The 13,693-nt window shown below is 62.6% G+C and carries 20 protein-coding genes; 18 read left to right on the top strand and 2 right to left on the bottom strand.

Features of this window, described 5'->3' with window-relative positions:
• Positions 1-19 precede the first annotated feature (19 nt).
• Positions 20-220, top strand: coding sequence for a hypothetical protein (locus RT614_RS21295; RefSeq protein ID WP_006218617.1), 201 nt, complete (start codon positions 20-22; stop codon positions 218-220).
• 2 nt (positions 221-222) lie between these two features.
• On the opposite strand, the gene RT614_RS21290 is transcribed toward RT614_RS21295, so the two are convergent.
• Positions 223-387 (bottom strand): hypothetical protein, encoded by a 165-nt coding sequence (locus RT614_RS21290; protein WP_175178529.1) that lies wholly within the window; start codon positions 385-387, stop codon positions 223-225.
• A gap of 247 nt (positions 388-634) precedes the next feature.
• On the opposite strand from RT614_RS21290, the gene RT614_RS21285 reads away from it, so the two are divergent.
• From RT614_RS21285 to RT614_RS21235, 11 genes are all read left to right on the top strand, one after another.
• A complete protein-coding gene (locus RT614_RS21285) occupies positions 635-862 on the top strand; it encodes a hypothetical protein (RefSeq protein ID WP_306636943.1) in 228 nt (75 codons plus the stop codon).
• Entirely contained in the window at positions 859-1,038 is a 180-nt protein-coding gene (locus RT614_RS21280; protein ID WP_175178531.1) for a hypothetical protein, read from the top strand. Before RT614_RS21285 ends, RT614_RS21280 begins: the two co-directional genes overlap by 4 nt.
• A 1-nt stretch (position 1,039) precedes the next feature.
• Positions 1,040-1,456 (top strand): recombinase, encoded by a 417-nt coding sequence (locus RT614_RS21275; RefSeq protein WP_313624112.1) that lies wholly within the window; start codon positions 1,040-1,042, stop codon positions 1,454-1,456.
• Positions 1,456-1,941, top strand: a complete 486-nt coding sequence (locus RT614_RS21270) for a hypothetical protein (RefSeq protein WP_313624111.1) — start codon at positions 1,456-1,458, stop codon at positions 1,939-1,941. Before RT614_RS21275 ends, RT614_RS21270 begins: the two co-directional genes overlap by 1 nt.
• Before the next feature lie 95 nt (positions 1,942-2,036).
• The gene (locus RT614_RS21265; RefSeq protein ID WP_313624110.1) at positions 2,037-2,498 is read left to right on the top strand and encodes an HNH endonuclease; all 462 of its coding nucleotides are present in this window, start codon (positions 2,037-2,039) and stop codon (positions 2,496-2,498) included.
• A 3-nt stretch (positions 2,499-2,501) separates the two neighbouring features.
• Entirely contained in the window at positions 2,502-3,551 is a 1,050-nt protein-coding gene (locus RT614_RS21260; protein ID WP_313624109.1) for a replication protein, read from the top strand.
• Entirely contained in the window at positions 3,548-4,936 is a 1,389-nt protein-coding gene (dnaB, locus tag RT614_RS21255; RefSeq protein WP_313624108.1) for a replicative DNA helicase, read from the top strand. Before RT614_RS21260 ends, dnaB begins: the two co-directional genes overlap by 4 nt.
• 1 nt (position 4,937) lies before the next feature.
• Positions 4,938-5,267 carry a DUF1064 domain-containing protein gene (locus RT614_RS21250; RefSeq protein WP_313624107.1) on the top strand — a complete coding sequence of 110 codons (330 nt, stop codon included), beginning with the start codon at positions 4,938-4,940 and terminating at the stop codon, positions 5,265-5,267.
• A gap of 140 nt (positions 5,268-5,407) precedes the next feature.
• On the top strand, positions 5,408-5,611 hold the full coding sequence (locus RT614_RS21245) for a hypothetical protein (RefSeq protein WP_313624106.1): 204 nt from the start codon (positions 5,408-5,410) through the stop codon (positions 5,609-5,611).
• A gap of 67 nt (positions 5,612-5,678) precedes the next feature.
• Complete coding sequence (locus tag RT614_RS21240; RefSeq protein WP_313624104.1) at positions 5,679-5,960, top strand: hypothetical protein; 282 nt, start codon at positions 5,679-5,681, stop codon at positions 5,958-5,960.
• Positions 5,957-6,691, top strand: a complete 735-nt coding sequence (locus RT614_RS21235; RefSeq protein ID WP_313624103.1) for a hypothetical protein — start codon at positions 5,957-5,959, stop codon at positions 6,689-6,691. Before RT614_RS21240 ends, RT614_RS21235 begins: the two co-directional genes overlap by 4 nt.
• A gap of 111 nt (positions 6,692-6,802) precedes the next feature.
• On the opposite strand, the gene RT614_RS21230 is transcribed toward RT614_RS21235, so the two are convergent.
• Entirely contained in the window at positions 6,803-7,036 is a 234-nt protein-coding gene (locus RT614_RS21230) for a hypothetical protein (RefSeq protein WP_313624102.1), read from the bottom strand.
• Positions 7,037-7,694: 658 nt separating this feature from the next.
• Between RT614_RS21230 and RT614_RS21225 the strand changes: the two genes are divergently transcribed.
• The 6 genes from RT614_RS21225 to RT614_RS21200 are packed head-to-tail and all read left to right on the top strand — an operon-like array spanning position 7,695 to position 13,689.
• On the top strand, positions 7,695-8,276 hold the full coding sequence (locus RT614_RS21225) for a terminase small subunit (protein WP_313624101.1): 582 nt from the start codon (positions 7,695-7,697) through the stop codon (positions 8,274-8,276).
• A complete protein-coding gene (gene terL, locus RT614_RS21220; RefSeq protein WP_313624100.1) occupies positions 8,257-9,678 on the top strand; it encodes a phage terminase large subunit in 1,422 nt (473 codons plus the stop codon). The genes RT614_RS21225 and terL overlap by 20 nt, the downstream gene beginning before the upstream one ends.
• Positions 9,675-11,183: a DUF1073 domain-containing protein gene (locus tag RT614_RS21215; RefSeq protein ID WP_313624099.1), complete on the top strand. Its 1,509-nt coding sequence runs from the start codon at positions 9,675-9,677 to the stop codon at positions 11,181-11,183. The genes terL and RT614_RS21215 overlap by 4 nt, the downstream gene beginning before the upstream one ends.
• Positions 11,083-11,955 (top strand): minor capsid protein, encoded by an 873-nt coding sequence (locus tag RT614_RS21210; RefSeq protein ID WP_313624098.1) that lies wholly within the window; start codon positions 11,083-11,085, stop codon positions 11,953-11,955. Before RT614_RS21215 ends, RT614_RS21210 begins: the two co-directional genes overlap by 101 nt.
• Positions 11,936-13,192 (top strand): DUF2213 domain-containing protein, encoded by a 1,257-nt coding sequence (locus RT614_RS21205; protein ID WP_313624097.1) that lies wholly within the window; start codon positions 11,936-11,938, stop codon positions 13,190-13,192. The genes RT614_RS21210 and RT614_RS21205 overlap by 20 nt, the downstream gene beginning before the upstream one ends.
• On the top strand, positions 13,189-13,689 hold the full coding sequence (locus tag RT614_RS21200; RefSeq protein ID WP_313624096.1) for a phage minor capsid protein: 501 nt from the start codon (positions 13,189-13,191) through the stop codon (positions 13,687-13,689). The genes RT614_RS21205 and RT614_RS21200 overlap by 4 nt, the downstream gene beginning before the upstream one ends.
• Positions 13,690-13,693 lie beyond the last annotated feature (4 nt).

Here is a 13,693-nt window from a genome sequence, read left to right as displayed (position 1 = left end):
TGGCCGCATGGAGAAATCAATGGAACAACTTCACCGGGACGCCGCGCGGATCGATGCCTTTGGCGGACCGACCAAGGTTGCCGAGCGTCTTGGCATCGCTGACGAGCCCGGCGCAGTCCAGCGCGTTAGCAACTGGAAACGCCGAGGCATCCCGTCAAGCGTCCTGCTGGCGCATGAATGGTTGCGTGCGCCAGCGCCCGTGCAGCGGGAGGCGGCATGACATCAATGCACCGTCGCGCTCTCGCGCCCATCGGTTGCCCACGCCATGCGGTCACGCTCGGCGCACAGCTCCTTAAAGATTTCCAGCACAGCCGACTCGGACGGATCCAGAAAGGTCCGCTTGGCGATGTCGGCGGCGTTCTTCAGCAAGGTTTCGGTCTCGGACATTTTTCTTCGGTTCGTGTTGTCGATTGGAAAAATTTTGCCCCGAAGCCACGCTGTAACTCATCTTGTAACTCGATGAATTTTCCCTACTAAGCGAAGAGAAATGCACACCCATCCCGCAGTTGTTTATAGCGCCAGTACCACGTCGGCGCCCGCCGGAAAGAGGTTTCTGCCGCCGTCGACGGTTGCCGCGTGCAAGACCTTCCGCGAGGCGGTTCGCCTTGCCTGGGAACATCGGACCCGCCCGAACATGACTCAGCGGAGCCTGGCCGAGGAATGCGACCTGTACGCGCCCCACGTCAGCAGCTACCTGCATCCCGAACCCTTCGACGAGAAGAACCGGCCGCGGCTGAATCTTCCCGCCGATCGCATCGATGCCTTCGAAGAGGCCGTGGGCAACCACGCCATTCGCCAGTACCTCAACCATTTGGGCCGGCTGACGATCATGGAAGAAGTCATCGCCCAGAGGGCCGCATGACGTATGAACAAGCCCTCGCAATTGCCAAGCGCGCCTTTGAAGAAGAGCTGCGCCGGCACAACTGGGACCGCGTCAAAGCGTACGAGGAAATGATGCTGCGCGAAGACCGCGACCCCCAACTGCGTGAAGCCGTCGCGATTGTCGGCTGGCACACGAATTTTGCCACGAGGCACTGACATGTCGGACGCCGTACATCGTGAGTTCCTGCTGACCGGTGAAGCGCCTGCTGGCGCCCTGTGGCAGTTCGTCAAATCCAACGCTCGCGCCTTCGCCGAGCGAGGCCATCCGCTGCGCGTGATCGTCACCGATGAGGAAGAAGACCGGCTCGATCAGCAGATCCGCTTTTACTTTGGCGTCGTCATCAAGGCAGTTGCCGACCAAGTATGGGTCGACGGCCGGAAGTTCAGCAAAGAGACCTGGCACGAGCACTTCGCGCGAAAGTTTCTGCCGCCTTCCGAGATGGTGTTGCCGGACGGCGAGGTGGTGATCAAGCGTGCCTCGATCGCTCGAGGACACATTGGCGTGCGCGCTATGTCCGCGTTCACTGAAGAGGTCCTGGCGGAGATCTCGACCGAGTATGGGGTGACCGTCTGATGCTGCGCAATTCGACTCTCAAGCGCTCGACGCCACTGCGCTCCAAGACTCCGATGAAGCGGGCCAAGTCGGACCGCGGCGAAGGCCTGGGCCGCAAGGTCGAGATCGTCATGGGTTTCTACCGGCCGCCGGGCCACAAGCTGCCGACGCTGCTGCGTAGTGAGCACCACCGTCGCAACGTCGCGGCATTGGACTGCGCATGCTGCGGGCGCCAAGGGCCGAGCCAGGCGGCCCACGCGAACATCACCAAGGGCATGGCGCTGAAGGCTTGCGACAGCCTCACGTTTCCGTTGTGCCCTGAATGCCACCGCGATCTTGACCAGGGCGGGAAGCTGCTGAGGGACGCGCGTCGTCATCGCGAATGGGTATGGGTCGACTGGGCGCGCGCGGAACTGATGGCGCTGGGCAAATGGACCCCGGAAATCGAATTGCACTATCGCAAGGCCATCGAGCCCTTGCGCATGCTGGGAAGCGTTGACCAATGAGTTGTGTGCACACGCCTAGGGTAGCTCCCGAAAAGCCGGATTTCTCCACCCGGCCTGGCGCTGTGTTTTTTGTGGAGAGCAACGGAGATTGCATCGTGGAATTTTTCCAACAGTATCAGCACCCTGAATGGCAGAAGAAGCGGCTCCAAGTTCTTGAGCGCGCCGGTTGGAAGTGTGAGCAGTGCGGCGAGGCGGACAAGCAAATGCATGTCCACCACAAGCGCTATATCAAGGGCCGCAAGGTTTGGGAGTACGACCTTGAGAACTTCGAGGCGCTCTGCGGCGCATGCCACGAAGACAACCATGAAGCCAAGGATCGGATCAACGACATCCTCGCTTGGATTCCTGGCTACATGTGGGGAGAAGCCGCTGACCTGCTGTTTGGTTGGGCTGGCGCGATTCCCCAGTCCGATCAGGAGGGCCACTCGGCTTACTTCTACGCCGGCAAGCTTGCGGGCATTTGTCAGGACCTTTCCCGAGAAGATATCAAAACTCTGATAGAGCAGGCCCTGGCGCTCCGCAGCAAGCCGTGCCCGCCGAGTGGACTCATCGACTAAGCCATGGCGAACGGTCCTCAAATTGAAGACGGCTTTCTCAGGATCGCGAACGAGCTTTACGACGCGATCCTGGCATTCCCGTTCACTGCCCGACAACTGAAGGTGGTCATGTCCATCATGAGAAAGACGTACGGCTTCGGCAAGAAGCAAGACGACATCTCCGCATCCCAGATTGGGGCTATGTGCGGGATGAGCCGTAACCATGCCACCAGTACCTTGAATCAACTGGCCGCGCTTCGCGTCATCACGAAGGCTGCCGGGGTTTACGGGTCTGTCGTCGGCATCAATAAGGACTACAAGTCGTGGGTAATTGCTAGTACCGAATCGGGACAGGTGTCCCAATCTGGTACTAGTCCCGATATGGGACAGGGTGTCCCGGAACAGGACTTTGCTAGTCCCGATTCGGGACAGGTCGATAGTCCCGAATCGGGACACACAAAAGACAACTTTCCAAAAGACAACCAACAAAAGAAAAAAGACCCTTGCGCAATCGCTGACGCGTTTGCGCGGTTCTGGGCTGTCTACCCGAACCGGAAATCTAAGGGACGTGCCCAAAAGGCGTTTGAGAGGATCAATCCGAGCGAGCAGCTTCTGGCGACCATTCTGGATGCCATCGAGCGGGCCAAGACCTCGGTGCAGTGGACGAAAAACGCCGGAGAGTACATCCCGCATCCCGCGTCTTGGCTGAATGCCGCAGGCTGGGAAGACGAGTTCTCGGGCGAAGGCGCCGGCGTGTCGTTCGAAGGCTTCATCGAAAATTGCAAGGCGGCCGGTGAAAAGGCGATAAGCGAATACCAACCGCTGCTTGCCTACGTCGAGGACGCTGGCCTGCCGATGGAGTTTGTGAATCTGGCGTGGCTCGAGTTCAAGCGCCGTCACCTGCCGGGTGGCCCGGACGCACACAAGGTGCAAGCTAATTGGCGCCAGCATTTCGTCAACTGCGTCTCGAACGGCTGGTACAAGCTCTGGTACGCGAACGCGGAGGAAGGCTACGGCCTGACGACGGTCGGCATCCAGGCACAGCGCCTGCACGACAAGCGGGAGGCCGCATGAACACCATCGCCGTACGCGTGCCGCCGCATTCCGTAGACGCCGAGCAGGGCGTGATTGGTGGCCTGCTGCTGGACAACCGCGTATGGGATCGCTTGGGCGACCTGCTGAGCGCGGAGGATTTCTACCGCCACGACCATCGTCTGATCTTCGGCGCCGCGTCCAGCTTGCTGAACGCCTCCAAGCCGGCCGACGTGCTGACGGTCTTCGACTCGCTGCAGGCCGCCGGGCAGGCTGAGGATGCGGGTGGCTTGGCCTACCTGACCGCGATCGCCAACAACGTCCCCAGCAGCGCCAACGTGCGCAGCTACGCGGAGATAGTCCGCGCCCACCGCGTGCGCCGCGATGTGCTGGCCGTGGGGCACGACATCGCTGAGCTAGCGGAAACCGCAGATCCGGCCGAGCTGGTGGAGTGCGCGACAGGCCTGGTCATGGCGCTGGCGGACACACGGGCGGCTGGCCGCGATCCGGTCGAAGTCGGCGCGCTGTTGCGGAATGTGCTTGAGCAGCTTGAGGCACGTTCGGAGCGCGAGGGCGGCGTGTCTGGTCTGCCGACCGGGTTTGCGGACCTGGACGAGAAGACCAGCGGCTGCCAAGACGGCGACCTGATCATCATCGCCGGCCGCCCCTCGATGGGAAAGACGACGTTTGCGATAAACATCGCGGAGAACGTGACCGAGGATGAGGGCGTTGCCCTGGTGGTCAGCCTGGAAATGGCTGCGGCCCAGCTGGCTGAGCGTTCGATTGCACGCTACGGCGCTATCGACACCCAGCGCCTGCGCACCGGGAAGCTGCACCAAGGCGACTGGCCGCGGTTGACGCACGCCATCCAACAATTGGAAAACCAGCGACTGATCATCGCCGACGATCCCAGCCTGGCCAACGTGGCGCGGATCCGGCTCGCGGCCCGCAAGGTGAAGCAGCGCCAGGGGCGGCTGGACCTGATCGTCATCGACTACTTGCAGCTGATGCAAGGCGAGGGGTCCACGCGGAACGAAGACCTGGGCGGAATCACCCGGGCGATCAAGTTGCTGGCGCGGGAACTGGGGTGCCCGATCATCGTGCTGTCCCAGCTGTCGCGGAAGGTCGAGGAGCGCCCGAACAAGCGCCCGATCCTCAGCGACCTGCGCGAGTCTGGCGCGATCGAGCAAGACGCCGACGTCGTGATGATGGTGTACCGGGACGACTACTACCAAGAAGACAGCCCGTTCAAAGGCCTGGCCGAGATCCTGATCCGCAAGCAGCGCATGGGCCCGCTCGGGGAGGTGTTCTTGACCTTCCAAGGCCAGCACTCCCGTTTCCTGGATGCGGATCAGCAGGCCGTGATCGAAGCGCGCAACGCCGTGCAGTTCAAGCCGAAGCAGAAATACAGCCAATTGAGGGACTGACATGGCGACCAAGTACCGAAACAAGAAGACCGAATTGGATGGAATCAAGTTCGACAGCAAGCGAGAGGCGGCCCGCTATTCCCAGCTCCGCCTTCTGGAGCGGGGCGGCCAGATCCGGGGGCTGTCCCTGCAGCCCAAGTTCACGCTGATCGACAGCCAACGCCGCGCGGATGGCAAGCCGGAGCGACCAGTCGTCTATGTAGGGGATTTCATGTATTTCGAGGGCGACAAGTGCGTGGTCGAGGACGCTAAGGGAGTACGGACGCCGGACTACGTGATCAAACGCAAGTTGATGCTGTTGCGACACGGCATCACGGTTAGGGAGGTCTAGGCGATGACGATCATCCAAAAGCCCCGCGCCCGGCGGGAGGGCAGTATGTGGTTGGTGTGGTGTGCAGCCGTCGGGCCGAGTCCGCGGCCCACGCTGGAAGCGGCATACCAGGCGTGGGCCTGGCGGCGCGGGTGGCTCGCATGACAGCCGACCTGCAGAAGTGGGAATTCCGCGACCCGATGCTGGTCGTGATGAGCCGCCAGCAAGCCGCGCTGAAGCGATCCTGTGAAGGCTGCGCCAACGCGCGGACGGTCCAGACGCCATTCGAGGACACGATGCGCCGCTGCCTGAAGGGCAAGCCCTACGGGAAGAAATGCAAACAGTACGAGGTGGCCGATGAGTAGGCTGACGGGGGATGACTTGCTTTGGAATTGGTGCCGCTGGAGCTGGTCTGGTACCTGCGTTGGGAATATGCCCATCTACTACGAAGACGAGGTCGACCCGCGCCCCATCAACTATGACCACGCGATGGCCGTGGATGCGATGCACGCAGCACTGCCCTGGCACGAAAGGATGGTCATCATTGCCGAGTACACGCAGAAGAACAACCTGTTCGGCGGTATGGACGCAAAGGCCCGAGTCCGCGCCGCACTTCGCTGGATTGAAACGACAACCGGAACCCGCCTTACGGAAGGCGAATACAAGATTTACCTGGGCATGTTCCGAAATGAAGTGGAGAGGAAGATTCGATGAAATACGCCACCGAGGTTCTTGATTTGCTGGGGACTTACCCCAAGCGAGACTTCCGGATGATGGAGATCGTCAATTACATCCTTGGCGACAACAAGAATCGACAGGATAGAGAGGCCGCGCGGAAGGCGGTCACGCGCGTTTTGCAGGCGATGGAGAACGGCGGCAGCCTGATCCGCATCGCGCCCATCCATGAGCGTGGCGGCTATGCAACCTACCGGCTGAAAAGCTATGCAATTCCGGACGATGCGCCTGGCGAGGACCGTATCGCCAGCGTCCTTGGCGACCTGAGTCCGGAAGCCCTTGCGAGAATTCGCGCCCATGCCAAGAGCCAGAGGCTTTCTGATCCATACCACGCGTTCATGAAGCAGAAGACCCGATCCGCTGGCCGCGGCATAGGCTTCGAACTCACTTTTGCCGAATGGTGGGAGTTCTGGCAAGACCACTATCACCTGCGTGGCAGCGGCCCTAATGATCTCTGCATGGGCCGGTACGGAGACACGGGTCCGTATGCCGTCGGCAATATCTACCTGACAACGATCCGGGGCAACATGGCCGACTACGTTGGGTCGGCCAAAAAAGAAGCGGACGTCGCCAGTTTGACGTCGCGGCGTCGGGCAGAATTGATTGCCATGGCTGAAGCGGTAGCGAATCGCCCACCGCCTCAATACACATATGAGCAGGTGCAAGCCATGCTCAAGCTTGGAATCCCCTTCGAGCTGAGGGCAACGTGAGGAAAAGTGGGACACGGACATTCCGGAAAGCGCCCCGCATTGTGGGATACTAGCGCCGGGCTCTTGCGCCCTGAAGAAATGAAGCCCCGAGCGAAAGCCGGGGCTTTTTATTTACCCAACGCGTTTGGCGGAAAGGCCCAGGTCCACGATGTAGTAAGCCCCCGGACCCACAGTTTTCACCGCGTGCCCGGCACTTGTGACCAGGCGGCCCATAGTTTCTATCCAATTGCTGCCGTCGAGGCCTCCGCCATCGGTCTGATCGGAAAGGCGCATCACGGTGTGTTGATTGCCTGACTCATCCTGCACTTTGAACCTGTCTGTCACGATTTTTCGACGGTCTGCCATGTCGGCCTCGTTATAGGGTGATGGGCCGCAACGTTAGCACCATCCGAGAGGTTTTTGCATAGCCGTTTCCAGAGAGCAGGGGCCAGAGAGAACCGTCCGCCGGGCCGCATGGGCACCGGCTGGCAGACGTCACGCTCAGGCCTTTGCTCTGTGGGAACAGCCGCCGCAATCGACCAGCCAGCAGCGCGCCACAGGCCAATGCTGCACTCGGGGATAGCCCTGTACCGCTGGCTCCGACCGGCGCCGCCCGACAACTCCACCCGCGACGGGATGTCTGCTGGGGAGGGGCCCCACAACCAACCACACCCCCATGAGTCGCCTCAGCAGGCCTGGCGCCCGCGCAGGGGCAAATGCGCGGGACACTTCTACCGGTCTTGTCGCCGGTGGCCAGCATGACGAGAACCGCCGCACCCAGCCCGCTTCGGCGGGCAGACGGATGGGGGCAATTCCCAAAGAGGCCTTGATGCGCGCACCACCGCCGCCACCCCTGTGCCCAGTCCCGCACTCACTTGGCCGCGTGAGGTTTGAGGGGCCACCGCTCCGTCACGGAACGTGCCGCCATTGCGGTAGCCACACAGCGGCTCAGAAGTGGTTCGGCCCGTTGGTGTGCATCAACGACGAGTGCGTGCGGCGGAATGGAAAATAGACAGGATCAAACATGGCGCTGACAGACAAACAGCGCCGCTTCGTGGATGAGTATCTCGTTGACCTCAACGCCACGCAAGCGGCGATAAGGGCGGGGTACAGCCAGAAGACTGCTGGCCAGATTGGCGAGCAGAACTTGAAAAAACTTGAAATTGCTCAGGCGATTCAGGAAGCCCAGGCGGCACGCTCCAAGCGTACCGAGATCACCCAGGACATGGTCCTGCGCGAGCTGGCCAAGATCGGCTTCAGCGACATCCGAAAGATCGTGCGCTGGGGCAAGACGGAACTGCGCGTGACTGACGCGGACGACGATGACGCCGAAGCGACTGAGCCTTATCACGGCCTGGCGCTGGTGAGTGCCGATGAAATCGACGACGACACCGCGGCGGCCATCTCCGAAATATCCGAAGGGCGCGAAGGGCTGAAGGTCAAGCTGCACGACAAGAAGGGCGCGCTGGTCGATATCGGGCGCCACCTTGGAATGTTCAAAGATCGGGTGGAGCACTCCGGCCCGGACGGCGGCCCCATAGCTACCGCGGCGGTCAGCCCGGAAGAGCTGAGGAAGGCCGTTCAAAGTGTCCAAGACAAGTTTTAGCCCTGCTGAACGACTGGCTGCGGTGGGCTGGTCCCGAGAGGACCTGTTCAGTTTCAGCCGCTGGATGTTCTTGCAGCGCAAGGGCTACCAGTGGCAGAGGGCGGCGCACCACAAGCTGATCTGTGATGCGCTGATGCGCGTCTACAGGGGAGAGACGAAGCGGCTGATCATCAATGTGCCGCCGCGTTACTCCAAGACCGAGCTCGCGGTGGTGAACTTCATCGCCTGGTGCTTTGGTCGATCGCCGGATTGCGAGTTCATCCACGCCAGTTACTCGAGCACGCTCGCGGTGAACAACAGCGCCAACGTGCGCGGCGTCATCCAGCATGAGGCATACCGGGAGGTGTTCCCGGCGGTATCCCTGGCAAGCGACGCCCAGCACCATTGGAAGACGGAGCAGGGCGGCGTGATGTACGCCACTGGCGCGGGCGGGACCATTACCGGCTTTGGGGCCGGCAAGCACCGCGAAGGCTTTGGCGGGGCGATCATCATCGACGACCCGCACAAGGCCGATGAGGCGACTTCCGAAGTGATGCGGAAGAACGTCATCGACTGGTTCCAGAACACCTTGGAGAGCCGGAAGAACAGCCCAGATACGCCGATCATCGTGATCATGCAGCGCTTGCATGAGGAAGACCTGTCGGGCTGGCTGTTGGGCGATCGGGGGCAAGATGGCCAGGGGCCTGCGGTCGCTGGCGGCAACGGAGAAGTATGGGACCACCTGTGCCTATCTGTTTGGAACGACGACGGAACGCCGCTTTGGCCGGAGAAGCACAGCGCGGACGACCTCGCGCGGATGGAGAAGGCGGCACCGTACGTATTTGCCGGGCAGTACCGGCAATGGCCCACGCCTCCGTCTGGCGGGACCATCAAGCCGGACATGATGCCCATTGTGGACGCGGTGCCGGCCAGCGTGGTCGCATGGGTCCGCGGGTGGGACTTGGGCGCTTCCGCTTCGGGCGATCACACGGCCGGTGTAAAGCTTGGAAAGCTCAGCGATGGCCGCTTCGTGATTGCCGACGTTCGCCGAGAGCAGTTTGAGACCAATGAGCGCGACGCGCTGATCAAGAACACGGCGGATGCGGACGGCGCCAACAAGGTCGTCCAGTCCCTGCCGCAAGACCCTGGGCAGGCGGGCAAGAGCCAGGTTGTAGCTTTCGCCAAGTTGCTCGCGGGGCACAGCGTCAAGTTCAGCCCTGAGAGCGGCGACAAAGTGACCAGGGCTACTCCCCTGGCTTCCCAGATCAACGCCGGGAACGTGCTCCTGCTGCGGGGAGGATGGAACCAGGCGTTCAAGGAAGAGTGCAGGTACTTCCCCCTGGGCAAGTACGACGATCAGGTTGATGGCGCATCCCGCGCATTCAACGAAATTTTATCGCTGAAACGCGGATTCTTCGGATGAAATTCCTTCGCAACCTGCTCGGACGGAGCCAAGAGCCCGCGCCGGCGCCCAAGCGGCGCGGCCTGTTCTCCACGCATCCCCTGGGCCACAAGGTGCAGACTCGTTTCGAGATGCCGGCGTTTGAGCAGCCCACGGGCGCGCCGACCGTCGCTTCCGACAACGGCTACATCGGCGAGCGCCCGACGCCCAAGACCGCCAGCTTCACACCGGTCAACGAGGCGCAGCTCGGCTTCTACGCGGCCGGCAGCATCTTCATCGGGTACCAGGCCTGCGCGATGCTGGCCACGAACTGGCTGATCGACAAGGCGTGCAACATGCCCGCGCGCGATGCGGTGCGCAATGGCTACCTGCTGACGTGTGGGTCGGACGCTGTCTCGTCCCGCCTGATGGCTGGCGACAAGAAGTACGCGGTCAAGCGGCACCTGCGCGAGCTGGTGCACTTCGGGCGTGTGTACGGCGGCCGGATCGTCCTGTTCGACGTCGAGGCGGCGAACCCCGAGGAGTACTACAAGGCGCCGTTCAACCTGGACGGCGTGCAGGTTGGCACGTACCGCGGCATGTCCCAGATCGATCCGAACTGGGTGACGCCAGTGCTGACCGAGGACAACCTGAACGACCCGGCCAGCCAGAGCTATTACGAGCCGACGTTCTGGAAGATCAAGGACCGGGTCTATCACAAGTCCCATCTAAGGATCTTCGTGCCGTACCCGGTGCCGGACTACCTGAAGCCGCATTACCGCTATCTTGGCGTGAGCGTGCCTCAGCGCATGATGGAGCGGGCGTACGCGGCAGAGCGCAGTGCCAACGAAGGCCCGCAGCTGTTGATGACCAAGCGGCTGACGTCACTGAACGTCGGCGATGCCGCCCTGAGCAACCGCGAGGAGCTGGAGAAGAACCTGGCGGAGTGGGTGGCCTTCCGTGACAACTACGGCGTGCGCGTCGGCGGCGCCGAGGAGACCATCCAGCAGTTCGACACCGCGCTAGGCGACGTGGACACGGTCATCATGACCCAGTACCAGCTGTCGGCGTCTGTGGCGAATGTCCCCGCGACCAAGCTGTTGGGCACGCAACCGAAGGGCTTCAACGCCACGGGCGACTACGAGCAGTCGGTGTACCGGGAAGACCTGGAGAGCATCCAGTCCAACGACATGACGCCGCTGCTGGAGACGCATTACCGGTTGCTGGCCAAGTCCGAGAACATCGCGCTGCCGGCCGAGATCGCCATCCAGTGGATGCCCGTGGACAGTCCGACCGCCAAGGAATGGGCCGAGATCGACAAGATCAAGGCCGACCGCGACGCCGCGCTGTTCAACACCGGCGCGATCGATGCGGAAGACATTCGTGACCGTCTGCGCGAAGACCGCGAGGGCGATTACCACAACCTTGAAGACGCCGAGTTCGTAGATGCCGAAGAAAATGGTCACGAAGCGGCGCCAGGCCTGGGGGCAGCAGCAACAGGCCAGCCAGTTCAAGGGCTCGGCACTGGCGTACCCGGTCGCCGTTGAGGGCCGGTACCGGGCCAGCATGGAGTCGATGATTGACGGCATGCTGGCCGAGTACGACAAGGCTCTGCGCGCGCTCTACCGCTCGAATCCGGAAGTCACGCAGGACGAGAGCGTCACCACGCAGGCGCGGCGCATCCTGGCCGAGCTGGGGCGCAAGTGGAGCAAGGCCTTTGCCGAGAAGGCGGGCCCGCTCGCGAACCGCACGATCGGCCAGGTGGACAGGTTCTCAAAACAGAACCTGGGCGCCTCGCTGCGGGACATGTCGGGAGGGCTGACCATCAAGACGTTCCAGATGCCGGCCGGGCTGTACGACAAGGTCCTGGCCAGCACCGCCGAGAACGTCGGGCTGATCAAGAGCATCCCGGCTCAGTTCCAGGACCGGATCCAGGGCATCGTCATGCGGTCGATCCAGTCGGGCGGCCAGGGCTCGAGCCAGATCTTCGACGAGATCAAAAGCCTGAACCAGGTCACCCGCAACCGCGCCAAGCTGATTGCGGTGGACCAGACGCGCAAGATCACGTCCGCCATGAACGAGGAGCGGATGAAGGCTGCTGGGGTGAAGCAGTTCGAATGGATACACAGCGGCGGTGGCGCGGAGCCCCGGTCACTGCACGTCCAATACAACGGGCAGACGTTCAGCATGGACAACCCGCCCATCATCGACAAGCGGACCGGGCAGCGCGGCTTCCCTGGCGAGCTGATCAACTGCCGGTGCCGCATGCGCCCGGTCATCGACTTTACCGAGTACCTCGATGAGCAAGCGACAAACTGACGTCAACGGCTACCTGCTGGTGCGCGACAACCCGATCACGAAGGTCGGGGTGTTTCCGTACCTGGGGCGCGAGATCGGCGCTCCGGATCCGGACCGGATCTACATGGTGTACCGGCCCCAGGAAGAGCTGGAGAACCCGGAGACGATCGCCTCGGCCAACCTGGTGCCTTGGATCGACGAGCACGAGTTCCTGGGCAAGGACGGCACGCCGGCCGAAAAGAAAGGCGTGCAAGGCACCACGGGCGAGACGGCGCGCTTCGAGTATCCGTACCTGCGCAACAGCGTCAAGGTCTATTCGGAGTTCATGAAGAACCTGATCGACCGCGGCAAGGTGGAGCTTTCGCCCAGCTACCGCTGCCGATACGAATTCACCGAAGGGGCGTTCGATGGCAAGAAGTACCACGCCATCCAGCGCGACCTTCGGTTCAATCATCTGGCAACCGTGAAAGAGGGCAGGACGGGGCCGGACGTGGCTGTACAGGACTGCCTCACCATCACATACGACTCAGCGGAGTTCATCAATATGGAATTGACCCCCGAAATCCTCGAACAGATTCGGGCGTTGATCGAGCAGGTGCTGGCGGACAAAGCCGCCGCCGCTGGCTCGGACGACGACCTGGAGAAGAAACCCGGCGCCGACGCCGAGACGCCTCCGGCCCCCGGCGCCGTCACGACGGAAGAAAAGGACGCCGTCGAAGAGACCGCCGCGGCTGCCGAGCAGGCGACCAGCGCTGTCGAGACGGCCACGGCCGCAATCCAGGAGGTCACGGCTGCCCTGGAGGAAGTCGAGGCTGCTGCCGAAGCAGTGAAGGCCGCGCCGACCGCCGACAGTCGCAAAGCGCTGGACGCCGCCATGGCCAAGCTGGGCACCGCCAAGAACAAGATCGCCGCGCGCGCCGCGGACTCCCAGGTCCTGGGCATGATCGGCACGCTGCAGACCCAGGTGAAGGCCAACGACGCGAACGCGGTCATCAAGCAGATCGCCGAGCGCGACGCACTGGTCAAGCGCGTGACGCCGTTCATCGGCGCTTTTGACAGCGCGCTGCTGGTGTCGGACGACCACGTCGCCAAGTACGCCGTCAAGAAGCTGGGCCTGAAGGCGCAGGACGGCGCCGAGCTCGCGGTGCTGCAAGGCTACCTGCAGGCCGCCAAATCCGACGCCGAGAAGATCGTCGGCGATTCCAAAACCGTGCGCGCCGAAGACACGGCCGCCAAAGTCTGGGGCGAAAAGAAATGATCCCGAACACCGCACGAACCTACCTGCTGTCCGGCATCCCCGGCAACATCAGCCATGACGGCCCGACCCGCGCCGCCTCGGCGATCATCGACTCGGCGACCGAGGCGAACAACGTCTTCGGCCGCGCCTTCACGTACGTTGACGGCCAGCCCTCCGGCCGCGGCACCTTTGAACAGGTGCAGGCCGGCGGCGACGGCGCTTTCGCTGGCATTCTGATTAACCCCAAGGCGTACGCGATCGACGTCACGTACGCGCGCAACGCCACGGTCGGCGAGTTCCTGACCATGGGCGAGGTCTACGTCCAGCTGGGCAACGACGGCAATATCGGCGATCCCGTGTCGTTCGACCCGGCCACCGGCATCATTTCGGCCGGCGAGACCGGCACCGTCATCCCCGGCGCGCACATCGCCCGCCACGAACCCAGCGCCGAGACCCCGCGTCTGGCGGTGATCGCCCTCAATGGCCTGGTGGTGCTGCCCACCCCGGCCGGCGCCTGATCGG

The organism is Achromobacter sp. (genome assembly GCF_032102605.1).
Classification (GTDB): Bacteria; Pseudomonadota; Gammaproteobacteria; order Burkholderiales; family Burkholderiaceae_B; genus Achromobacter.
The sequence above is the reverse complement of the archived record's forward strand: the minus strand, read 5'-3'. Positions and strand labels throughout refer to the sequence as shown.